Here is a 23,886-nt window from a genome sequence, read left to right on the forward strand (position 1 = left end):
GTTTTTTATGTCAATCCTCGGCTGTTAAATATGCTATTGTCTTTTTTACATCAAATAATCTGCCTGCATAAATTGCATAATCTGACGATGAAAATGCCCCTAATGTTTTTGGGGAAAATGATACTTTATATATTTGCGATTTGTACCCAACTAAATTTACAAGCATCTTGTAAGCTAATTGAATGCTACCTCCTGTGTAGGATTTATCAATTATCAGCCAACTTTCGTTTTCTTTTCCTTTAAATTTTGGGTATATCTCATCGAATAATTTTCTTTTATGCAGTAAACCACTATCATTTTCACGATGTATTTCGCAGAAATATATATTTTTGTCTAGTGTTTTTGCATGATAAGATAACGCAATGGGGATTCCTCCCGAAATAATAAATAATTTGTTTTTAGCTATTGTAAAAACCTTATCCCACAGGTAATGATCTTGGTAAATGTTTTCTATGTTTAATGTGGGGCAAGTTTCCAATGAAAATAAATTAATGCTTTTACTGTATTCGTAACGAAACTCATCATATAAATCAATTGTTTTTTGTGGGGCGTCCTTTAATTTCACTGACTTATCAAGCCCTCTTGAATATATTAATTCTAATTTATTTGTTATTCCTTTGTTTATTATTGTGGATAGGATGTTTTCTTTATTTCTTTTTAACTCACATAGTTCAGTACCGTATAAGGCTAATTCTGGATCTAAGCCATATCCATTTACTAAGTTACCCATATCAGAGGTAAGTTTATTTATATTTAAATAATCAACTAGTTCATTCCAAATATGTATTATTTCAGTGCTTGATAATCTTGATATGGGTGATGACAAATTACTTAAGTCCATTAACATTTCTTCTGCATCGCGTAGATGAAATATTGTTTCTTGTAATTGGCATCCATTATTTATTTGATTCAAATATTCTTGAAAATTATTAGTTTTGGTTCCCTTTAATGTTCTCCAGCAGTGGTGCCTACTTATAATCTTTATTCTTTCCATTGCATTCCCCATATGTATTATTTTGTTAATGCCCCTAGTCTTTCGAATTCCGATATATAAAAATTAGCATTTGTATTAGTTATTCCAAGTTTTTCCAACTCTGAAACAACTTCAAACTCTGTTTTTTCACTATCTATTACTAACCAAACTTTATATGCATCTGAACTAATTTCACATAATGATTTTTTTGCGAAAAGTATTAACTTTCCATCTTTGCATAAGACTCTATACCATAAATTTTTTATTATTGGTTTATTATTTTCATCTAATAATGAAATGTCAGATGTATTAGCTATTCTTTTTTTTGTAAAAGATACATTGTAACTAAAAATATCTTTTCCTTGACAATAGTCTAAAGTTAATTGCCACATTTTAGCGACTGAGTTTATGTAATCAATTGTTGAAATATCATTGGTTACATTAAATTTTGAACAAACCATCAAGTATATAGATGTTATTGGATGGTCTTTTCCAAACACTTTCATTGCATTTTGATAGCGCCACTTTATTAAAGTGGATGTATTTCCACTTAAAGCCAGGATATAATCCATTGCTGAATTAACTGTTCGTTCAAAGTTGAAGGCTGCTGATATTAGGTCATTATTTAAAATATTTCCAATCCCATCGGAAAAACACTTTTCTCCAAAGTTTTTTGCTTTGGTCTTAAGTATTTCACATAATTTAGTTTTATTTATTCCTCCTTTTAATGTGTTAAAATTATTTGATTTTATAATCGATTCCCCTGTTAATATCCTATGAGATAAATGTAATTTATACCAATCGGAATTTGAGCTTTCATTGTTGATTATCCTCATGATTTCTTTTATCTCTTTTAAAGAGATTATTGTCACTTCTAACATTCCTATATCGGATGGTATAAATATCTCTTCGCATTCTTTTTCTAGTTCTCCCTCCAATATAACATAGACATCATAATCAGATTTTGGTGTTGCAAACCCTTCAATGACTGAGCCTGACAAGTAGCAAGTATATAGATCAGTATCATTAAATTTTTTATTTATTACTGCTGTTATTTTCCTTTTTACGTTAATAATGTCCATACCTTACCTTTTATCTTATAAATGAAAGCACAAATAAAGGAATAAAGGTTATGGTATACCTTTATTCCTTTTTCTATTAATTAGGTGATGAGCTCATTAAACCATTATCATAATTTAATGTTTCATCATGAGTTAGTGGTCTAAATGCTTGTACTGTTATCACATTCATTTTATACCCCTCCGGGATGTTCGTTTTGACAAATACACTGGATTAAAATTTAATTCAGCTTTGTAATATTAACGGTTTTTATTATTCCAGCTATATAATAGTTAAATATTTGTGGATACTATCACAACTAAAAATATAACCCATTGAAAAAATGTAAATTATTTGTTTCTTTTTGTGATAAAAATTGTATCAAGCTTGGTATGCCTTTTACATAGGTTAATTTGACATAATCACTTGAATTTATTGTTATTATTTTTCGGTCATGCATTCAATGCGGTGATCATCATGTAAAATTCTGTCATTTATTAAAGAATTTTTGATGGACAAAGTTGACGTAAAGTGCCCGTTTTATCAGCAAATCTCACCCTTCGTCAGACGATAGAGAACCTCGATAGCCGCTTGCGGTTTAATCTTTTCACCACTGCGATCAAAATCAAGGCATTTGCGGCTACGCCATTGCTGAATAGATAACCACCAATCTTTCAGCGCATCCGGGTCCTGTGTGTCTTCCACTGTCTCCAACAGTTCCAACATTTGCCGCAGCACCTGTTTAGCATCACCAACAATAGGTATATCTGCGGCAACTGTTTTCGAAATTGATGTTGGATCGATATCAATATGCAAAACAGTTGCTTCCGGGCAATATTTCGCCAAATTATTGGTTGTACGATCATCAAAACGTACACCAACATTATAATCACATAAGACAAGAATAAGTCACTATTAAGAGTGAACCATCCAGTAAATAAAGGCATTCTTATTCACAACATTGAATTGTCTTTTAATACCTTTTCTAAGTTAGGAAAAACAGTAAAACCGTCGCTATCTAAGAAATGCCCACCATCAGGGAAACCATACAATTCAGCCTGGAGCTGCTGACTTAAATTTAATGTAAACTGTGGAGATACAATCTCATCATTAAGCGATAATATTACTATTCGTTGGTTTATTTTGTGTATAAGCGGATGAAAATCCAAGTTCTCCTCAGTAAATATACTTAATTCGGGTAAAGTCGATAATTTTTCGTAAAATCCTGCAATTAATACAATCCCCCCAATATTTACATTATCAGGTAAAGATGAGATATAACGGAGTGTGGCAATACAACCCAAGCTATGCCCAATAAAAAGCGTTTTTTCATTAGGGTTAGGTACACTCTCCTGCAACTTTTCTTGCCATAAATGAGGTGAAGGAGCATGAGATTCAGGCATCTCCGGCACAATTATATGGGCATTTAACCGTTCATATTGACCTTTAAGCCAAGGAAACCAATGATGATCAGGAGTCGCCATAAGGCCATGAACAATAACTATATTATCAAAATTCATCAATTCACCTCATTATACAAAACGTGTCTTATTTACTATGCGCACAAGTATAAAATACTATCATTTCATTTTTATAACTATCTTTTTCATCATGTCGTTCAAAGTCAGATAATTATACCTTGCCCTAACCTATTAAATAACAATTGCTCTATTCTAGGCATAGAATGAGACCAGTGAATATAATTTTTAAGATTAAACTACAGCTTATTCATCTAATATTGAAATTTTCAAAACCGGATACTCCTGAGATAAATTTAAAGTAGAATATTACTGCAATACCACCTTAAATTTCCTCTGAATAGCCAGTCACACAATATAAAGCTCCAGAAATTAATCTTGATACATGGATTCAATTTCATTATGGTAACGCTGCATAATAATTTTCCTTCGCAATTTCAGTGTTGGCGTTAATTCCCCTGTTTCCATTGAAAATGGATTTGGCAGTAATGTGAAACGCTTTACCTGATCGAAGTGAGCAAGGTTTTTCTGAATCTCTTTTAGACGTTGCTCAAACATAGCCATAATGTGACTATTACACAGTAATTCAACCCGATCATGATATTTGAGATTGATTGATCTTGCATATTCTTCCAATGCATCATAACTAGGCACGATAAGGGCGGATACAAATTTACGGGCATCAGCAATAACAGCGACGTGCTCAATAAAACGATCTTGCCCCAGAGTACCTTCAATCATTTGTGGGGCAATATATTTACCGTTTGATGTTTTCATCAAATCTTTCAGGCGCTCAGTAATAAACAAATTACCATTTTCATCTAACTTACCGGCATCACCTGTACACAACCAACCGTCTTGAGCGAATGCCCTGTCAGTTTCTTCCTGATTATTGAAATAGCCTTTCATCACAATTGGGCCACGCACCTGTATCTCATCTTCTTCACCGATACGGACGTCAATCCCAGGCAATGGTGTACCAATAGAGCCAAGTACATAACCTTGCTCTTGCCAACAGGAAACCGTGGCGCAAGTTTCTGTCATGCCATAGCCATATTTGATATTTATCCCAACAGCAAGGAAAAACAGGATAATCGTTTCATCCAGACGTGCGCCGGCCGCAGGTAAAAAACGAACCCGGCCACCCAAGATATTACGCAGTTTGCTCAATACCAATTTATCGGCCAATTGATACATCGTAGTTGACCAGGGACAACTTTTTTTACCTTGCAACTTACGTAAAAACTGACGCTCACCACATTTAATCGCCCAGTTAAATAATTTTCTCCGATGCCAAGGGGCCTGAGAAACCTTTTCAAAAACCGCACTGTAAATTTTTTCGTAAAATCTCGGCACTGCACACATCACTGTCGGGCGAATATCCGCCATAGCCTGACGAACAAAATTAGTATCAGTCAGATAAACATTTTGCGCGCCTGTATGCATCACATAAAAGCTCCATGCGCGTTCGAAAACATGGGATAGCGGCAGGAAACTCAAAGAAACATCCTGATCAGTTAATGTCAGGCGATGGTCATGTGAATACAACTGATAAGCTAAATTACGGTAATCAAGCATGACACCTTTAGGCTCACCGGTTGTACCGGATGTATATATAAGCGTAAAAAGATCGTCCAGATTATGGTTAGCAATACGGGTTTCCAACTCAGACTGATGTTGTAATTTATGATCAGTCGTAAAGTCAGATAAATGCTGTGCTAATGAACAATCACGCAAATTAACTGATTCATCTAATACTATGATATGACTTAGCTGAGGACACAATTCTGGCAAAGTGACCGCGACATCATACTGCGCCTGCCCACCAACAAACAGAATACGCACACTAGCATCATTAAGAATGAAGCCAGCCTGTTCCTGACTGCTAGTTGCATATAAAGGAACAGTGACTGCCCTGAGTTGTAATACTGCGATATCTGTCAGAGACCACGCCATGCTGTTATGTGCAAAAAGGCCAATTTTTTCCTGTACATCAACCCCAATCTCCAGCAATGCCCGGCTAATGGCTTTTGTCTTTTCGTCAATATCACTCCAGCTTAATTCGAGTTGTTCATCTGAAGACCATTGGCGAAAAGCAATTCTCTCTGGGTTTTGTTTGATTTGTTGCTGCAACCGGTTTATCAAGTGATAAGGATGTAAATTTTCAGTTATCACAATTCTTTTCCTGTTAGAAAAATTTTCTTCTCATCAGAGAAAAAACAATGGTTTTATTCTCTGATAATGCCTTTTTGCATCACTGATTCGCTTTTCAGCTTACAGGTGTTAGCTATTTTCTTGCAGTCTACCTATTCCTGAACAACAGGAAAAGAATATTTATCAAAAGTTGATACATTTGTGATAAAACAAAGAGCTCACTACCGGTTTATCCAGTAGTGAGTTTCAAGTTAATTAACTGCCGCTAAGTTGGCTCAACAGCGATTTCATCCACTGATGCCCTTTATCTTTTGTTGTAGATTCGTGCCAAATCAAATAGCACGGACGGCTTACCTTATCCCATGGTAATGAAACAGCTCTTATTGCTAATTGTTCGCTGTAGTGTTCGACCAACCATCTTGGCGTAACCGCAACCAAATAGGTTTGAGATACAATATGCAGCACGCTATTCAAGTCAGTTCCCTGATAAACCACAGAACGTAGACGTTCTCCATTTTCATAATAGGGAGCACTGAATGAACCGGCATTATCCAATGATACAACTGCATGATGTTCCTCATACAATTGCTGTTCACTAATACTATTTTCAATTCTTGGATGGTTATTGGAAACGGCCAGGACCAACTCATCATTGAATAACGGGTAATGATGAAAATCCATACGTTCCAGCTGTGTATAGCTAATGACAAACTCAGTTTCCTGATACCTGAGCTGATGCTCAATATTATCATGCAGGTATGATCGAATCGTAACACCCAGATTTGGTGTATTTTGTTTTACCTGTTCCACTATTTTTGCTGCCAGTCTAATATCTAAAGGGCTGCAAATTGAGAGATTAAAAACCCTGTCGCTATTATCAGGCTCAAAACCAACCCCAGGTAACTCATTATATACCAGTTGTAATGCCTGACGGACAGGACCAAATAATTGATGAGCCCTTGCCGTCGGTTGTATTCCACGCCCATAACGTACAAATAATTCGTCATTGAACATTAACTTCAAGCGAGAAACTGCATTACTAACAGCAGGTTGTGACATTCCCAATATCTGTGCCGCACGTGTTACATTCTGCATTTGCATCACTGCATCAAAAACAGTCAGCAGATTGAGATCCACATTACGTAAATGAATTTCACTTGGATCTTTTTTGGTTGCAGTTACTGAGGTGTATTCAGTCATTGTTTAACTCCACTAAACTCATTCAGATGACCTCGGCTAATAACAAAACATCGGAAATACCTTCATTCATTACTCAGATATTACGATGACTTTTACTATTAACGAGATCAATTATCTTAATCATTTTGATGATAAATAATTAAGACTCGTCCTTGTACAAATCTGAATACGCATAGCTAACCAGCGCATCCCCTTTTAATGTTAAAAATATATAATCTCAGTTAGTAGAAAATGTAGATGCTCATTATTCATTGACAAAAAAGTACAATTATGTTAACAATTTATTCACCCTGGTATTCCGTATGTGATGATAAATCAAAGAATGACTCAATTCATAATAAAATTACTGATTTATTATTATTAAATAATTTTATCAGAGTCATTATATTATGAAATTATTTTTTCAACGATATATAACACAACTTCCTATTTATACCTATTTGTCAATAAAAAACGATGTTTTTTAGAAAAATACAAATCCACTTCCAGCTCCGGGTATGAAAATACTTAATTTTAATTAATCAGTATAATGCGCTATTTTTTATATAAATCTGAGTTTATCACTAAAGTTCAACCCAAACATAAAAGGACAAAATAAAATCTTTTTAAATATAAACAGATCAACACTTCAATTTGCAGTCATAGGAAAAGCAAAACCAAGAATCATATGCCTAAATGAATTCTTGACATCACTTTTAAGATAACGTATCAATAAACGCATCCGAGTACCAAACACTCATTAATACTATTGAAAGGTTGGATCAGTATGATTCACTCAATTTGTCTACTAAGCCTACTACTAATCGTATCTGATATGCGCGGTATGCTGGTGGACAGAAAACAGAGTTGATTCAAAACGGAGTTGGTCCAAACCAGACATAAACAAGAACCCGCGCCATGCGCGGGTTTTTTTTACCTGCTGGGCGCAAAAAATAACCACGAGAGGAGCATGATATGAGCCAGCAAGTTATTATCTTCGATACCACATTACGTGATGGAGAACAGGCATTACAAGCCAGTTTAAGTGTGAAAGAAAAGCTCCAGATTGCATTGGCTTTGGAGAGAATGGGTGTTGATGTCATGGAAGTTGGTTTTCCGGTTTCTTCTCCTGGTGACTTTGAATCTGTACAGACGATCGCCAGGCAGATAAAAACCAGCCGTGTTTGCGCCTTAGCCCGTTGTGTAGAAAAAGACATTGATGTTGCCGCTGAAGCATTAAAAGTTGCGGAGGCTTTTCGAATCCACGTTTTCTTGGCTACCTCCAACTTACATATTGAATCCAAACTGAAAAAAACATTCGAAAATGTTATGGAGATGGCCGCTCAATCAATCAAACGGGCACGTCGTTACACCGATGATGTTGAATTCTCCTGTGAAGATGCTGGCCGCACACCGATTGATAATCTGTGTCGGATTGTTGAAAACGCCATCAAAGCAGGTGCAACAACGATTAACATTCCAGATACTGTCGGTTACACCACGCCATATCAATTTGGTGGAATCATCACTAACTTGATCGAACGTGTTCCTAATATTGACAAGGCGATATTATCCGTACATTGCCACGATGATTTGGGGATGTCTGCCGCCAACTCTATCACCGCGGTACAATCTGGCGCCCGTCAGATAGAAGGGACAATGAATGGTCTGGGTGAGCGTGCCGGTAACTGCTCGCTGGAAGAAGTGATCATGACAATTAAAGTCCGTCAGCAAATGTTAGGCGTTTATACTCATATCAATCATCAAGAAATTTACCGTACCAGTCAGTTAGTCAGCCAGTTATGTAATATGCCGATCCCCGCGAATAAAGCGATTGTTGGTAGCAATGCATTTTCCCACTCATCCGGTATTCATCAGGATGGCGTACTGAAAAATCGTGAAACTTACGAAATTATGACGCCAGAATCCATCGGCCTGAAAGAAATTCAATTGAATCTGACTTCCCGTTCCGGTCGCGCAGCGGTGAAACACCGTATGGAAGAGATGGGGTATCAGGACAAAGATTACGATCTGGATAGCTTATACGAAGCCTTTTTGCGTCTGGCAGATAAGAAAGGCCAGGTATTTGACTATGATTTGGAAGCGTTAGCTTTCATCAATCTGCAACAGCAAGAGCCAGAATTTTTCCATCTGGATAACTTTAATATCCAATCTGGCTCCAACGTGATAGCAACAGCAGCGGTACGTTTAACATGTGGTAAAGAGATAAAATCAGAAGCAGCCACTGGTAACGGCCCGGTAGATGCTATCTATCAAGCAATCAACCGAATAACTGAATACCCGATTGAACTGGTTTCTTATCAATTATCGGGGAAAGGGCAAGGGAAAAAAGCGCTGGGGCAAGTCAATATCGTCGTCGAATGCTTTGGACGTCGCTTCCACGGCATGGGGCTCGAAACAGATATCGTTGAATCCTCAGCCAAAGCAATGATTCATGTGCTCAATAGTATCTGGCGCACAGAGCAAGTTGAGAAAGAGAAACAACGCATACAGCAAAATACAAAGGAAATGGTGTAAACATGTCGAACAGTTATCATATTGCAATTTTACCCGGTGATGGTATTGGCCCTGAAGTTATGACGCAGGCCTATAAGATACTGGACGCAATCCGTAAGCGTTTCAATATCCGTATCACCACCAGTGAATATGATGTAGGTGGGATTGCTATCGATCGTCACGGCTGTCCACTGCCGGCAACAACCATAGCCGGTTGTGAACAGGCTGACGCCATATTGTTCGGCTCCGTGGGGGGGCCTAAATGGGAACATTTACCGCCGGCAGAACAACCTGAGCGCGGTGCTTTGTTGCCATTACGCAAACATTTCAAACTGTTCAGCAACTTGCGCCCTGCCCGCTTATATGCTGGATTAGCAGTATTTTGTCCTTTACGCAGTGATATTGCTGCCAAAGGCTTTGATATTTTATGTGTCCGTGAATTAACCGGCGGTATCTATTTTGGTCAACCCAAAGGACGTGAAGGCCAGGGTAAATATGAACGTGCATTTGATACTGAGATTTATCACCGCTTTGAAATTGAGCGTATTGCCCGTATCGCCTTCGAATCAGCCCGCAAACGCCGTAATAAAGTCACGTCTATTGATAAAGCAAATGTGTTACAGAGTTCCGTGTTGTGGCGGGAAGTGGTTACTGAGATTGCAAAAGAGTATCCAGATGTAGAAATCAACCACATGTATATTGATAATGCTACCATGCAGTTGATTAAAGATCCGTCTCAGTTTGATGTGCTGCTGTGCTCCAATATTTTTGGTGATATTTTATCCGATGAATGCGCTATGATTACCGGTTCCATGGGAATGCTCCCTTCCGCCAGCCTGAACGAAAAAAGTTTTGGCCTGTATGAACCGGCGGGGGGCTCTGCACCGGATATTGCCGGAAAAGGCATTGCTAACCCGATAGCCCAGATCCTGTCTGCCGCTTTACTATTGCGTTACAGCTTAGGTCATCATGATGCTGCTAATGCAATTGAACAGGCGGTTAACCATGTGCTGGAACAGGGCTATCGCACAACAGATTTAGCCGGAAATGGCAAAGCAATCAGCACTGATGAAATGGGCAGCGTTATCGCCCGTTATGTAGCCGAGGGTATTTAACATGGCTAAGACTTTATATCAGAAATTATATGACGCTCATATTGTTCGGGAAGTGCCGAATGAAACCCCGTTACTTTATATAGATCGCCATTTGGTTCATGAAGTGACCTCCCCGCAGGCGTTTGATGGTTTGCGCACGAAAGGCCGACCGGTACACCAGCCAGGTAAAACGTTCGCAACAATGGATCATAACGTATCCACGCAGACAAAAGATATTAACGCCTGTGGTGACATGGCGCGTATTCAAATGCAGGAGTTGATGAAAAACTGTGCCGAATTCGGCATCACATTATATGATCTGAACCATCCCTATCAGGGAATTGTTCATGTGATCGGGCCGGAACAAGGCATGACCTTGCCGGGAATGACGATCGTTTGTGGTGATTCCCATACCGCAACGCATGGCGCATTTGGTTCACTGGCTTTCGGTATTGGTACTTCTGAAGTTGAACACGTACTGGCAACCCAAACTCTGAAACAAGCACGAGCTAAGACGATGAAAATCGAAGTGGTTGGTGATGTCGGTGATGCGATTACCGCCAAAGATATCGTTTTGGCAATCATTGGTAAAACAGGTAGTGCGGGTGGTACAGGTTATGTAGTTGAATTCTGTGGTAAGGCAATTGAAGCGCTTAGTATGGAAGGCCGTATGACTTTATGTAATATGGCAATTGAAATGGGCGCTAAAGCGGGATTAGTCGCGCCGGATGAAACCACATTTACTTATATAAAAGGCCGTCAGTTCTCACCAAAAGGAGAACTGTGGGAACAAGCTGTTGCTTACTGGAAGACACTGAAATCTGATCCTGCTGCACAATATGACACAGTTGTTACTATTAATGCGGAAGAGATCTCGCCGCAGGTCACATGGGGAACCAACCCAGGGCAAGTCATTGCTATTGATCAAACCATTCCCGCACCGGAATCTTTCAGTGATCCTGTTGAACGTGCATCTGCTGAGAAAGCACTGGCTTATATGGATTTGAAACCGGGTATTAAGTTGACAGATGTGAAGATCGATAAAGTTTTCATCGGCTCCTGTACCAACTCCCGCATTGAAGATTTACGGGCTGCCGCAGCCATCGCACAAGGTCATAAAGTTGCACCAGGCGTTCAGGCGATCGTCGTTCCAGGATCGGGCCCCGTTCAGGCGCAAGCAGAAGCAGAAGGTTTAGATAAGATTTTCATAAGTGCTGGTTTTGAATGGCGCTTACCGGGGTGTTCAATGTGTCTGGCAATGAATAATGACCGTCTGCAACCAGGTGAACGTTGCGCTTCTACTAGTAACCGTAACTTCGAAGGGCGTCAGGGGCGTGGTGGACGCACGCATTTGGTCAGCCCGGCAATGGCAGCAGCAGCAGCGATTAATGGTCATTTTATCGACATACGTCATCCGGCACAGACGTCATAAAGGAGGAATTATGGAAAAGTTTATTCAACATATCGGGTTGGTCGCTCCTTTAGATGCTGCAAACGTTGATACCGATGCCATTATTCCAAAACAATTTTTGCAGAAAGTTACCCGTACCGGATTTGGTCAGCACCTGTTTCACGATTGGCGTTTCCTTGATGATGCAGGACAGAAACCTAATCCTGAATTCGTATTAAACCAGCCCAGTTATCAGGGTGCCAGTATCCTTCTGGCTCGTGAAAACTTTGGTTGTGGCTCCTCCCGTGAACACGCCCCTTGGGCCTTGACGGATTATGGTTTTAAAGTTGTTATCGCGCCAAGTTTTGCGGATATTTTCTATGGTAACGCCTTCAACAACCAGTTACTGCCAGTGAAATTAGATGATAAAGATGTCGATGAACTATTTGAATTGGTTCAGCAAAACACAATTTGTCGTTTTACCGTCGATCTGGAACAACAGAAAGTACACGCCGGCAATAAAAGCTACGATTTTGAAATCGACAGCTTCCGACGTCACTGTATGATGAATGGTCTGGACAGCATCGGCCTGACATTACAGCATCTGGACGCCATAATCGCCTACGAGCAGGAACAACCGGTTTTCCTGCGTTAACCTTTCCTTTATTTATTCATCCCGTAGTTTTGTACTGCGGGGTTTTTTTATTATCGAAGTAGAAGATAAAAGTAACCCTGCCCTACCCAACACGGACTCAGACCCATCTTTTTCGGTTTTGAGAAGTTTTTTAGTTGATCCGAGGGCCCGCCCCTGAGCCTTCCCCCCCAAAAATAGAGGTTAGCCTAGCATATTAAAGAAATTACTAGGCAGGAACTGCAACTGTAGCTGGACAAATCTCTATCAATACCAGATTATGACTCATTTTAAGCTGATATGTAAAAAGAGACTGTATAGAATACAGTACACACAATGCACAATAAGAAAAAAAGCCAGTAAGCTTTCTTACTGGCTGGCAAATCACCATTACTCAAGAAAATTGGGGGAGAAGCCAGATTTCGTTCTGGCCTATTGAGCTACTTTCAATACTGATAATTATCGGCTTAATATAAGGAAACAAAAATTGATCAATAATACTACGGAGTTCCTCTTTTATGCCCAGCCCACGCTTACAACAACAATTCATCCGATTATGGCAACACCATCAAGGAAAAGAGGCTGAAACAACGTTACAAGAGCTGGCAAATGTATTGCACTGTTCAAAGCGCCATATCCGTTCACTGCTCAACAACATGCAGAAAGCTGGCTGGTTACAGTGGCAGGCAGAGTCCGGTCGGGGGAAACGTTCTCAGCTGAATTTCCTGCAAGATGGGAGGAAACTCCAGCAACAACGGGCTGAAGAGCTGCTTGAGCAACAGAACATTGAGAAATTGGTTCAGCTGGTTGGCGATAAAAATACCGTTCGTCAGATGGTGCTATCCCAGATTGAACGCCGTTTCCGCCAAGGAAAAAACTTACTGCGGATACTCTACTATCGCCCTTTCCCTAACCTGTTACCTGGCTCACCCTTACGCCGTTCTGAAATTCATCTGGTCAGGCAGATATTTAACAGTCTGACACGTATAAATGAGGAAAATGGGGAACCAGAAGCTGATTTAGCTCATCATTGGCAACAGCTATCTCCAAATCATTGGCGCTTTTATCTACGACCGGCCATCCATTTTCACCACGGCAGAGAATTACAGATGGAGGATGTTATTACTTCGATACAACGGTTACGCCATCTGCCTCTTTTCTCTCATATTGATAAAGCCACCACCCCCACACCACATGTGATTGATATTTTTCTTTCAGAACCTGATCACTGGCTCCCTTTATTGATTGGCAGCCCACACGCCATGATTTTGCCTCAAGAGTGGCAGCAACTACCAAACTTCTCTCGGACGCCAGTAGGAACCGGCCCTTACCAGGTAATAAAAAACAGCTCACAGAAACTACAAATTCGTGCCTTTGATAATTACTTTGGCTTTCGGGCGCTGATTGATGAGGTGAATATATGGATTCTGCCAGAATTAGCCGAGAAACTGGTTTGTACAACCCTGCATCTGGAAAGTGACAGCGCGGGTAATAACTCGTTAGAAAGCAGGATGGAAGAAGGTTGCTATTTCCTGCTGCATGACCACCGTTCGGCTCAATGCAGGCGAGAAGATGTTCGCCAATGGCTATGTAGCCTGTTAACACCAATAAATCTGTTAGCGCATTGCGACCCTTTTTATCAACGCCACTGGTCACCCGCATATGGTCTGTTACTGCGCTGGCATCACAGTAAACTTATACCCGAGTTGAGCAAACCAGAGGACATTACTCATCTGACCGTCACTCTTTATCATCAACATCACGAATACCACACAATCAGTCAGATCCTTCAGACCATACTGACCAAATGTGGTGTCGAATTGAAAATTAATATTGTGGATTATGACACATGGTTCAATGGCGACGCCGAAAGTGACCTCTGGCTTTCTACCGCCAATTTTTATAATCCTCTGGAATTTTCGCTATTCGCTACATTGTATGAGATACCATTATTGAAAAAATGCCTCGGTGATAACTTGAATAACGAAGTATCACAATGGCGACGACAAGAATTATCGCTTGAAGAGTGGTGCGAAAAAATAGTTGATGAACATTGGCTCTATCCGCTGTTCCACCACTGGCTTGAGTTACAAGGCCAGCGAAGTATGCGAGGCGTCAAAATGAACACCTTTGGCTGGTTTGATTTCAAATCTGCCTGGTTTAACCCATTTGACTACCCCTCTTCCTAAAGGAAGAGGATTCCCAGAGGCTGGCTAATAAGGGGTAATTCACAGAAAAAGCCAGAGTTATGAACATACACAGGTGTACAAACCCACTTTTATTCACTTTTTCTGTGGATATCTATGTGAAAAAGGCAGGGGTAATTCAAGTATAGCTTTATGTTATGAATTATCAATCTATAGACAAAAAATGAAATAGTATTTATTTTTCATTGAAATAGCCGCTATTTATCCCGCTATCTCAAACATCCATCACCGCCATAATGAACAACATCAGCTGGGGAGAACAAAAAATAATCAATAACAATGTTATCCACACGTTATGCTTTTTAGTTAAGCAAAAAACAGGGTTTTTGTAGAAAAAAGTGTTAGTCAAATCTGTAAATCAAACCAGTGATCTCATTTTTGCCTACTTATCCCATAAAACTGTGGATAACATGGTGTAAGATCCTGTTCATTATTACCAGCAATAGGTGAACAACAAAGTCACTCAATCTTACAATACTTGAAACAGCAATAAAAAATGTTTGTATATCATGCTATTATCACTTTATTAGTTATTACGTAAAACCCAGATTTATTATTCACAGAGAGTAAGGTTATTTTTTGACCTAAAAAGCGGATATCCCAAATGAACACATTTTTTTCCCCTCCTCTTCCACCGGATAATGAACAACAGTTGTTTGAATGCGCCCAACTCCTGGCTGGTTTATCAATGGGAGAACTGGCGGCAAAAGCAGATTTACCCATCCCACCCAATCTGAAACGGGATAAAGGCTGGGTAGGCATGTTGTTAGAATATTATCTCGGTGCCAGTGCCGGCAGTAAACCAGAGCAGGATTTCGAGCATATCGGTGTTGAGCTTAAAACTATTCCTATAGACAGAAGGGGTTATCCATTAGAAACCACGTTTGTCTGTGTTGCACCATTGACAGGAAACAGTGGTATTACCTGGGAAAGCTGTCACGTAAAGCGCAAATTATCGCGGGTGCTATGGATACCCGTTGAAGGTGAACGGGAAATTCCTTTAGCTAAACGCCGGGTTGGTTCCCCCTTGTTATGGAGCCCTAATAAAGAAGAGGAAGAGTTACTGCGTCATGACTGGGAGGAATTGATGGATCTTATCGTACTTGGCAAAGTAGAGAGCGTGACGGCCCGTCATGGTGAAGTATTACAGTTACGCCCTAAAGCAGCCAACAGCAAAGCATTAACAGAAGCAATCGGAGCACATGGACAGCCTATTATGACTCTGCCCCGGGGGTTCTATCTGAGGAAGAATTTTACGGCCCCGTTACTGGCTCGCCATTTTCTGATTTAAAATTGATCTCTGACCGGTTTTTTCATTGATATACTTACCTTGTACTCAATCATGCGTATAATTGAGTCTTTACCTTAAGGTTTTAATAAGCAATGTTAGAATGGATTGCTGATCCCCATGCTTGGATGGCACTTGCCACCCTGACAATTCTGGAAATCGTTTTAGGGATTGATAACATTATCTTTTTGTCACTTGTTGTGGCAAAACTCCCTACCCATCAACAAAATAAAGCACGCAAAATCGGGCTGATGGGCGCGATGCTAATGCGCCTAGGGCTGCTGGCATCTATTGCCTGGGTTATCCGGCTGACCTACCCGATCTTAACGGTTTTTGAACATGATGTTTCTGCCCGAGACCTAATCTTATTCTTTGGCGGCCTATTCCTGATATGGAAAGCCAGTAAAGAGATTCACGAAGCCATTGAAGGGGGCAATGAAGAAGGCTTAAAACGCCCTGTTCACTCTTTCTTAGGCGCTATTATCCAAATTATGCTGTTGGATATTATTTTCAGTCTGGATTCCGTCATCACCGCCGTTGGTCTCTCCGATCATCTGTTTATTATGATGGCCGCGGTTATCATCGCAGTCGCTGTCATGATGTTGGCAGCTCGTCCTATCGGCGAATTCGTTGATTGTCACCCCTCAGTAAAAATGCTGGCGCTGTCATTCCTGATCCTTGTGGGCTTTACCCTTATTCTGGAAGGCGTACAAATGCACATACCTAAAGGTTATATCTATTTTGCGATGTTCTTCTCAATGGCAGTAGAAACACTGAATCTGATGCGTGGGAAAAAAAAGAAGAAAGAAAATTAGTCATGACTCTGCAATAGCGCTAAAAATATCATTTTCTATGTAACAAAAAATCGCCGGTTATTCCGGCGTTTTTTGTTATGCTTAGCTAATCTAGCCAAGTATAGGAATCTCATTATGACTATCCAAGCAAATATGTATGAAGCTAAAAGTAACCTAAGCCAGTTAGCAGATAAGGCTGTCGGTGGTGAAGTTGTCATTATAGCCAAAGCTGGAAAACCTTATGCCCAGCTTGTACCAATTACCCAACAAAACAGAGTTCCTGGAGGATTCGAAGATCTTATTACGATAGAAGAGGATTTTTTTAATGCAGATCGGGAAATTCAGTTCATGTTTGAAGGTGACAAATGAAACGTTTGCTGCTCGATACACATGTTTTCATCTGGTGGCTTACCAATGACCCGAAACTAGGACCGATTACGCTGATTCAAATAATACCTGAGCTTTAGGGAATAAATTTACAACTCAACTATAAGCTTATTAACTATCCCCTAAAGCTATTATCAGAGCAGAAGAATTTTAGACCGTCTTCTTAGCCGCTTGTAAATAAAGCATCTCCAGCGCGATAGTCGCACCTGCCAGAGCGGTAATCTCGGACTGGTCATAAGCTGGCGCAACTTCCACTACATCCATACCCACAATATTCAGCGGCTGCAAACCACGCAATAATTTCAATGCGCGATCGGTTGTCAAACCACCAATTACTGGTGTACCGGTACCAGGTGCAAAAGCAGGATCAAGACAATCGATATCAAAAGTCAGATAAACCGGCATATCGCCAACAGTCTCTTTTATCTGAGCAACCAAATCATTCACATCACGGTCATTAACCTGAGCGGCATCCAGCACCGTGAAACCATCGTCCTGACCATGCTCAGTACGGATACCAATCTGTACTGAATGATGTGGGTCGATCAACCCTTCGTTTGGCGCATGATAGAACATGGTGCCGTGATCAAATTTGCTGCCGTTTGGATAGGTATCAGAATGAGCATCAAAATGAATCAACGCCATTTTGCCGAAATGTTTGGCATGAGCACGCAATAAAGGCAAAGTAATGAAGTGGTCACCGCCAAAAGAGAGCATACGCTTACCGGAAGCCAGCAGTTTTTCAGCATGAGCCTGTAACTTATCACTCATATTCTGAGCATCACCAAAGTCGAAGACCAAATCACCACAATCCACAACATTCAAATGATTGCGTAATTTAAAATCCCACGGCCAACGGCTGCTTTCCCACGCCAGGTTGGTAGAAACCTGACGAATAGCCGCAGGCCCGTGGCGACTGCCTGAACGGCCTGATGTTGCCATATCAAATGGCACCCCGGTAATCACCCACTCTGCATCGCTGGAATACGGCTGGAAGTTCAGCGGAAAGCGCAGGAAACCGAAGGCATTAGAAACCAAAGAGTTATCTTGTTGGTTGCCCAAGGTATTTATTGTCATGATAGATCCTCAACAGTCTCCCGATAGAACAAGGCTATTTCATTACAGAATAAATACTCAAAGCCATGACAAGATGGGTATCGCTGAAAGAATCCCATATTCATGTATCCTTGATATTTAACTGATATCAATAACCTTATCTGTATATAAGAGGCTTAGTTAACGCCAGAAGATTATTCATCTTCCAGATATGTGTAGCCATAAAGACCACTTTCAAATTCCAGTAAAAATTGCTCTTGCAAGCTGGCATCCAGATCGGTGCCTTTTACCTGGTCACGGAAACGAACCATCAGTACGTTAGGGTCCAGTTTTACATATTGCAGCATATCAGCGACTGAATCCCCTTCTTCACTTTGGTTATAAGTCACTTCGCCATTATCAAATACATAAACATCAATAGCTGCGGTATCCCCAAACAGATTATGCATATTGCCAAGAATTTCCTGATATGCTCCCACCATAAAGAAACCAATCATTGGCGGGTAATCAGGATCATAAGCGGGCATAGGCATGGTCGTTGCCACACCATCACCATCTACATAATGATCAATGATGCCATCGGAATCACAGGTGATATCTAACAACACAGCACGGCGTTCCAATGGCTTATCCAGTCCCTCAATCGGTAAAACTGGGAACAACTGGTCGATACCCCATGCATCAGGCATAGACTGGAACAGAGAGAAATTCACATAGAATTTGTCTGCCATACGCTCTTGCAGCTCATCAATAATTGGCCGGTGAGCACGGTTGCTTGGATCAAGATCCTGCTGAATACGACGACAGATATTCAAATACAACTCTTCCGCCCAAGCCCGCTCAGTCAAATCCAACATGCCATGAGCATATTGTGTATGAACATCATGCAGATCAAGCTGGCTGTCATGCAACGATTCACGTAAAGAACGTCTATTCCCTTCAGAATGCATCTCCTGCCAGGTTTCCCACAGGCTGGCGATCGGGCGGGAAGCATCCTCAGCCGGTGGTGTTGTCTGCGTAAATTCATTACGTTCAACTCCGATAACATTGGATACTAACACCGTATGATGAGCCGTCAGGGCACGACCAGATTCGGTGATAACGGTCGGGTGTGGTAAACCATGCTCATCACAGGCATCACCAATACCCCAAATGACATTGTTGGCGTATTCATTCAACCCATAGTTCACAGAACAATCAGATTGAGAACGGGTCCCTTCGTAATCGACACCCAACCCACCACCAACGTCAAAGCACTCAATATTGACACCGAGTTTATGTAACTCGACATAAAAACGGGCTGATTCACGAACACCTGTTGCGATATCACGAATATTCGCCAACTGTGAGCCAAGGTGAAAATGCAGTAATTGCAAGCTATCAAGCCGGCCTGCCTCACGCAGGATCTCAACTAATTGCAGTACCTGAGTCGCAGCTAGTCCAAACTTCGATTTTTCACCGCCACTGGCTTGCCATTTACCCGAACCCTGAGATGCTAAACGTGCACGGACACCCAAACGAGGGATCACATTCAGCCGTTCAGCCTCTTCCAGTACCTGAGCAATTTCAGACATTTTCTCGATCACCAGATAAACCTTGTGACCGAGCTTTTCACCTATCAGCGCCAGACGAATATATTCACGATCTTTATATCCATTACACACGATTACGGTACGGGTCATCCCCGCATGCGCCAACACCGCCATCAGCTCCGCTTTGGAACCTGCTTCAAGCCCTAAAGGTTCACCAGAACTGGCCAGTGATTCAATAACACGGCGTTGTTGGTTAACTTTAATGGGATAAACTAAAAAGTAGTCGCCTTTATAGCCATACGACTCTCTGGCGCGTTTAAATGCCGCGTTAATTGAACGCAAACGATGTTGCAGGATTTGAGGAAAACAAAATAGCGCCGGCAAGCGTAAATGTTCCTGTTCCTCCTGAACTCTTTTCACCAATCCCGCAAGATCAATTCTTGCCCCTGGCAAATCAGGGTTTGGACAAACACTGACATTGCCGAGATCATTGACGTAGTAGTAACTCCCTCCCCAATATGCAATATTGTAAGTCTGTTGCATTTTACGAGCGATATTATCATTCATGGCAGTCTCCTTAATGGAGTTAGAGTTTCGCCTTCGCCTGTAATTAATAAATAACTCAAAACACCATCGTTTCGCGTGTTGAGAAATATCAGGGAACAGCATGCTCTTAAGGTTGTAAAAAGCGTTTAGTTACTACTAAACAATGACAAAATTATCGAGTGACAATACGCCTGTACGACATATCCGGCCTATTTGTTGGCAACAGATAACATCGAATTAAAGACATATTGAAAAGAAAGGAAAAAGACGCGGATATATCCGACGACAAGTGTGGCTGTTGGCCATTAGCAATCAGCAGATAATGGTTCATTACCCCATTCACCCCCACACATGACTCATACCAAGGAGCCATTTTCTCAATTGAGAAACAGAAGCTATTCGTATAGCTCTCTGCGAGTCTGTAGCACAAAGAATCCAACTACGGCCGCTGTTTATACTCGCAATTACACAAAATTGCAAAATGAAATTGAACAAAACTCACATATAAACAAAGAAATTATTTGTCAGCAGATGAAAATTACCATTTGAGCTAAAAAAATCTGGAACAGGGATAAAAATTACCCTAGAATAGCCGTCTAGATGTTAATCCATCCGTTTCCAAACTGAAATTATATTTTTAAGGTAACGTTATATAATGACCACATACCTTTTCACTTCTGAATCTGTTTCCGAAGGGCATCCTGATAAAATCGCAGACCAAATTTCTGATGCTGTTCTTGACGCTATTTTGGAACAAGATCCAAAAGCCCGCGTTGCATGCGAAACCTATGTTAAAACCGGCATGGTTATGGTTGGTGGTGAAATTACTACCAGCGCCTGGGTTGATATTGAAGAAATTACGCGGCAAACAGTTCGAGAGATTGGTTATGTTAATTCTGAGATGGGTTTTGATGCAAACTCATGCGCAGTATTAAGTGCGATTGGTAAACAGTCACCGGATATTAATCAAGGTGTTGACCGCGAAGATCCATTACAACAAGGTGCTGGTGACCAAGGGCTAATGTTCGGTTATGCAACCAACGAAACCGATGTACTGATGCCTGCGCCTATCACCTATGCACACCGTCTGGTTCAGCGTCAGGCTGAAGTCCGGAAAAATGGTGTACTGCCGTGGCTGCGTCCTGATGCTAAAAGTCAGGTAACTTTCCAATACAATAACAACAAAATTGTCGGTGTTGACGCAGTTGTCCTTTCAACACAGCATTCTGAAGCGATTAATCAGAAAGATCTGCAAGAAGCCGTCATGGAAGAGATCATCAAGCCGGTTCTGCCTGCTGAGTGGTTAACTCCAACCACCAAATATTTCATCAACCCAACCGGCCGTTTCGTCATTGGCGGCCCAATGGGTGATTGTGGCCTGACTGGCCGTAAAATTATCGTAGATACTTACGGTGGCATGGCTCGTCACGGCGGCGGTGCATTCTCCGGTAAAGATCCATCTAAAGTTGACCGTTCCGCGGCTTATGCTGCACGTTATGTCGCAAAAAATATTGTTGCCGCGGGCTTGGCTGATCGCTGTGAAATTCAAGTTTCCTACGCTATCGGCGTTGCAGAGCCAACGTCCATTATGGTGGAAACATTTGGCACGGAAAAAGTTTCAACAGCAACTCTGATTCTGCTGGTGCGTGAATTCTTCGATTTGCGTCCTCATGGTTTGATTCAGATGCTGGATCTGCTACATCCAATCTACCGTGATACTGCTGCCTACGGCCATTTTGGTCGTCCACAATTCCCGTGGGAAGCGACAGATAAAGCAGAAATCCTGCGTGACGCTGCTGGCCTGAAGCAATCAGCGGTCAATATGTAAAAGCAAAAAGCCCGGTTTGGATAACTGAACCTGGCTTTTCTTAACATTAGCGGGTTATTGAAGAAATCCTGAAATTGCTATTTTTATCTGGCTTATTTAAGGATTTCTATTAACATTCGACTATCCTCGCCTACTTCGATTCTCAACACATGCAATCAGTCAGAATTCCAGTTGCCTTACAACAAGCGGTTATGCGTACTTTGCGGCAAAAGCTGCAACAGGCAAACTTATATCTCAATCGTGATTTTCCAGAGCCTACGATAAATTACCGCCAGCGTGGTACCTCCGCAGGTAGTGCCTATATAAAAGATTGGCAAATCCGCCTTAATCCGTTGCTATTGATTGAAAACCAACAGGCTTTTATTGATGAAGTTGTTCCCCACGAATTGGCTCACCTATTGGTTTATCGTTATTTTGGCAAAGTGCCTCCACATGGAAAACAATGGCGTTGGATGATGGAAGAAGTATTAGGTTCTATCGCTAGCCGAACACATAAATTTGAAATCGATTCAATGCGCAGTAAAACTTTTACTTATTACTGTCGCTGCCAACAACATGAGCTGACTTTGCGACGTCATAATAAGATATTACGGGAAGAGAACCATTATATCTGTAAGAAATGTGGAGAGAAGCTTATTGCTAAATCAATGGTTTCTTTTAATTCTGATTTATAAAAGAATAGGATTAAATTATTTTAATATCCAAGTGAGTATTATTTGCATTTTAATCGCACTAAAAAAGTAAAAAGCAGTGATTAAGGATTTTTTAAAGCGAGTAAAAGATTCGATACTCTGCCGACATAGAAAGAGAAAGTAGCAGAAAAAGCAAGTTTTAAATTGACTAATAAAACAAAATGACAACATTAATCCAATAAAAAATATTAAATTACATTAAAATATTTAACGGGGTTAATCGTATTAAGCGAAAAAGCACGAAAACATTTAAAAGAATTAAAGAATGTTGAAGAAATTGGCATTATTTTTAATGCTATTAACACATCTGTTACTCTCTGGTTTTAAATCTAAAAAATCAAATACAGAAAAACGAGAAAAATTAATTATCAGTTTAATGAAAATGGGGGAATTAAATAGAGATCTGAAAACAAAAAAACATTGAATTGTCAGTAAAACCGTGCCAGTAAAGATAGAAAGTGGATATGATTAGCGTTTGTTAAAGGTAAAAAATGATATCCCATAATGATTAAACTTAATAAAAAGCAGGTGTTAAAAGGGGTAAAAACAATGGTTAAAGCTTTATACCGATTAAACCCATAAGTTAAAAAATAACTTTTAATAACAGTTTAAAACCTGACCATCATAAATCTATCAGTTAAAATAAGAAAAATAATTGGTTTTATTAATACTTATATACCCCGTAAAAAGAAAAAATAAGAATATGAAATAGTTTAATAAGACAACATATTTTAAAAAAAGAACCTACTTTAATAATGTTTTCAACCGGGGAATAAACTTTCCCATAAACCAGTTAAATAATCGTTCATGAAAAATCCGAATAATAAAGTCCACACTGAGCAATAAATGCATTAGAAAACGGTCAGCAGGATTTGCTATCTGGAAGCATGACCTTTATTGGAGCGCACTTTACTTAACTGTGCACTTAAGCACACCCAATACTATTACGCGGAAACTGAAAGAACTGGGGTTAGAGTAAGGAGAGAACATCTCCAGCTTTATCGCCGCTTTTCAGCATTTAATACATCACATTCCCCATTATCAGGATTAAATAACTCGATCCTGATCACATTTCATACTG

The 23,886-nt window shown here is 40.4% G+C and carries 17 protein-coding genes and 1 pseudogene; 10 read left to right on the plus strand and 8 right to left on the minus strand.

Features of this window, described 5'->3' with window-relative positions:
* Positions 1 to 10 precede the first annotated feature (10 nt).
* The 6 genes and pseudogenes from LGZ99_RS10095 to leuO all read right to left on the minus strand — a co-directional run bounded on the left by LGZ99_RS10095 (position 11) and on the right by leuO (position 6,864).
* A complete protein-coding gene (locus LGZ99_RS10095) occupies positions 11 to 994 on the minus strand; it encodes a hypothetical protein (protein ID WP_262979089.1) in 984 nt (327 codons plus the stop codon).
* A 17-nt stretch (positions 995 to 1,011) separates the two neighbouring features.
* Positions 1,012 to 2,055: a hypothetical protein gene (locus tag LGZ99_RS10100; protein WP_023046399.1), complete on the minus strand. Its 1,044-nt coding sequence runs from the start codon at positions 2,053 to 2,055 to the stop codon at positions 1,012 to 1,014.
* A gap of 529 nt (positions 2,056 to 2,584) precedes the next feature.
* Positions 2,585 to 2,920, minus strand: a pseudogene (locus LGZ99_RS10105) (acetolactate synthase 3 large subunit); the annotation flags it as partial.
* A 65-nt stretch (positions 2,921 to 2,985) separates the two neighbouring features.
* Positions 2,986 to 3,552, minus strand: coding sequence for an RBBP9/YdeN family alpha/beta hydrolase (locus LGZ99_RS10110; protein WP_036838991.1), 567 nt, complete (start codon positions 3,550 to 3,552; stop codon positions 2,986 to 2,988).
* A 330-nt stretch (positions 3,553 to 3,882) separates the two neighbouring features.
* A complete protein-coding gene (locus LGZ99_RS10115) occupies positions 3,883 to 5,682 on the minus strand; it encodes an AMP-dependent synthetase/ligase (protein ID WP_200875281.1) in 1,800 nt (599 codons plus the stop codon).
* A gap of 237 nt (positions 5,683 to 5,919) precedes the next feature.
* Positions 5,920 to 6,864, minus strand: a complete 945-nt coding sequence (leuO, locus tag LGZ99_RS10120) for a transcriptional regulator LeuO (protein ID WP_023044014.1) — start codon at positions 6,862 to 6,864, stop codon at positions 5,920 to 5,922.
* Positions 6,865 to 7,818: 954 nt separating this feature from the next.
* Between leuO and leuA the strand changes: the two genes are divergently transcribed.
* The 8 genes from leuA to LGZ99_RS10160 all read left to right on the plus strand — a co-directional run bounded on the left by leuA (position 7,819) and on the right by LGZ99_RS10160 (position 17,133).
* Positions 7,819 to 9,381, plus strand: coding sequence for a 2-isopropylmalate synthase (leuA, locus tag LGZ99_RS10125; RefSeq protein WP_021323939.1), 1,563 nt, complete (start codon positions 7,819 to 7,821; stop codon positions 9,379 to 9,381).
* A 2-nt stretch (positions 9,382 to 9,383) separates the two neighbouring features.
* Positions 9,384 to 10,475, plus strand: coding sequence for a 3-isopropylmalate dehydrogenase (leuB, locus tag LGZ99_RS10130; RefSeq protein WP_036838988.1), 1,092 nt, complete (start codon positions 9,384 to 9,386; stop codon positions 10,473 to 10,475).
* A 1-nt stretch (position 10,476) separates the two neighbouring features.
* Positions 10,477 to 11,886: a 3-isopropylmalate dehydratase large subunit gene (gene leuC / locus LGZ99_RS10135; RefSeq protein WP_021323938.1), complete on the plus strand. Its 1,410-nt coding sequence runs from the start codon at positions 10,477 to 10,479 to the stop codon at positions 11,884 to 11,886.
* A 10-nt stretch (positions 11,887 to 11,896) separates the two neighbouring features.
* The gene (leuD, locus tag LGZ99_RS10140) at positions 11,897 to 12,499 is read left to right on the plus strand and encodes a 3-isopropylmalate dehydratase small subunit (protein ID WP_021323937.1); all 603 of its coding nucleotides are present in this window, start codon (positions 11,897 to 11,899) and stop codon (positions 12,497 to 12,499) included.
* A gap of 494 nt (positions 12,500 to 12,993) precedes the next feature.
* Positions 12,994 to 14,664, plus strand: a complete 1,671-nt coding sequence (gene sgrR / locus LGZ99_RS10145; RefSeq protein ID WP_023044017.1) for an HTH-type transcriptional regulator SgrR — start codon at positions 12,994 to 12,996, stop codon at positions 14,662 to 14,664.
* 622 nt (positions 14,665 to 15,286) lie between these two features.
* Positions 15,287 to 15,973 carry a DNA mismatch repair endonuclease MutH gene (gene mutH / locus LGZ99_RS10150; RefSeq protein WP_023044018.1) on the plus strand — a complete coding sequence of 229 codons (687 nt, stop codon included), beginning with the start codon at positions 15,287 to 15,289 and terminating at the stop codon, positions 15,971 to 15,973.
* Positions 15,974 to 16,065: 92 nt separating this feature from the next.
* On the plus strand, positions 16,066 to 16,785 hold the full coding sequence (locus tag LGZ99_RS10155) for a TerC family protein (RefSeq protein ID WP_036838987.1): 720 nt from the start codon (positions 16,066 to 16,068) through the stop codon (positions 16,783 to 16,785).
* Positions 16,786 to 16,899: 114 nt separating this feature from the next.
* Positions 16,900 to 17,133 (plus strand): type II toxin-antitoxin system Phd/YefM family antitoxin, encoded by a 234-nt coding sequence (locus LGZ99_RS10160; protein ID WP_023044019.1) that lies wholly within the window; start codon positions 16,900 to 16,902, stop codon positions 17,131 to 17,133.
* Between the two features lie 168 nt (positions 17,134 to 17,301).
* On the opposite strand, the gene speB is transcribed toward LGZ99_RS10160, so the two are convergent.
* Positions 17,302 to 18,228 carry an agmatinase gene (gene speB, locus LGZ99_RS10165; RefSeq protein ID WP_023044021.1) on the minus strand — a complete coding sequence of 309 codons (927 nt, stop codon included), beginning with the start codon at positions 18,226 to 18,228 and terminating at the stop codon, positions 17,302 to 17,304.
* A 173-nt stretch (positions 18,229 to 18,401) separates the two neighbouring features.
* On the minus strand, positions 18,402 to 20,306 hold the full coding sequence (gene speA, locus LGZ99_RS10170) for a biosynthetic arginine decarboxylase (protein ID WP_021323936.1): 1,905 nt from the start codon (positions 20,304 to 20,306) through the stop codon (positions 18,402 to 18,404).
* 634 nt (positions 20,307 to 20,940) lie between these two features.
* On the opposite strand from speA, the gene metK reads away from it, so the two are divergent.
* Both metK and LGZ99_RS10180 read left to right on the plus strand, forming a co-directional pair.
* The gene (gene metK, locus LGZ99_RS10175) at positions 20,941 to 22,113 is read left to right on the plus strand and encodes a methionine adenosyltransferase (protein WP_036838985.1); all 1,173 of its coding nucleotides are present in this window, start codon (positions 20,941 to 20,943) and stop codon (positions 22,111 to 22,113) included.
* 149 nt (positions 22,114 to 22,262) lie between these two features.
* Positions 22,263 to 22,787 (plus strand): SprT family zinc-dependent metalloprotease, encoded by a 525-nt coding sequence (locus tag LGZ99_RS10180; protein WP_036838984.1) that lies wholly within the window; start codon positions 22,263 to 22,265, stop codon positions 22,785 to 22,787.
* Positions 22,788 to 23,886: the final 1,099 nt, after the last annotated feature.

This window comes from Photorhabdus temperata (assembly GCF_025384845.1).
GTDB lineage: Bacteria > Pseudomonadota > Gammaproteobacteria > Enterobacterales > Enterobacteriaceae > Photorhabdus > Photorhabdus temperata.

Coding starts and splice junctions, on each gene's coding strand:
- LGZ99_RS10095 (WP_262979089.1), bottom strand. CDS start 994: ATGGAAAGAATAAAGATTATAAGTAGGCACCACTGCTGGAGAACATTA.
- LGZ99_RS10100 (WP_023046399.1), bottom strand. CDS start 2,055: ATGGACATTATTAACGTAAAAAGGAAAATAACAGCAGTAATAAATAAA.
- LGZ99_RS10110 (WP_036838991.1), bottom strand. CDS start 3,552: ATGAATTTTGATAATATAGTTATTGTTCATGGCCTTATGGCGACTCCT.
- leuO (WP_023044014.1), bottom strand. CDS start 6,864: ATGACTGAATACACCTCAGTAACTGCAACCAAAAAAGATCCAAGTGAA.
- leuA (WP_021323939.1), top strand. CDS start 7,819: ATGAGCCAGCAAGTTATTATCTTCGATACCACATTACGTGATGGAGAA.
- leuB (WP_036838988.1), top strand. CDS start 9,384: ATGTCGAACAGTTATCATATTGCAATTTTACCCGGTGATGGTATTGGC.
- leuC (WP_021323938.1), top strand. CDS start 10,477: ATGGCTAAGACTTTATATCAGAAATTATATGACGCTCATATTGTTCGG.
- leuD (WP_021323937.1), top strand. CDS start 11,897: ATGGAAAAGTTTATTCAACATATCGGGTTGGTCGCTCCTTTAGATGCT.
- sgrR (WP_023044017.1), top strand. CDS start 12,994: ATGCCCAGCCCACGCTTACAACAACAATTCATCCGATTATGGCAACAC.
- mutH (WP_023044018.1), top strand. CDS start 15,287: ATGAACACATTTTTTTCCCCTCCTCTTCCACCGGATAATGAACAACAG.
- LGZ99_RS10155 (WP_036838987.1), top strand. CDS start 16,066: ATGTTAGAATGGATTGCTGATCCCCATGCTTGGATGGCACTTGCCACC.
- LGZ99_RS10160 (WP_023044019.1), top strand. CDS start 16,900: ATGACTATCCAAGCAAATATGTATGAAGCTAAAAGTAACCTAAGCCAG.
- speB (WP_023044021.1), bottom strand. CDS start 18,228: ATGACAATAAATACCTTGGGCAACCAACAAGATAACTCTTTGGTTTCT.
- speA (WP_021323936.1), bottom strand. CDS start 20,306: ATGAATGATAATATCGCTCGTAAAATGCAACAGACTTACAATATTGCA.
- metK (WP_036838985.1), top strand. CDS start 20,941: ATGACCACATACCTTTTCACTTCTGAATCTGTTTCCGAAGGGCATCCT.
- LGZ99_RS10180 (WP_036838984.1), top strand. CDS start 22,263: ATGCAATCAGTCAGAATTCCAGTTGCCTTACAACAAGCGGTTATGCGT.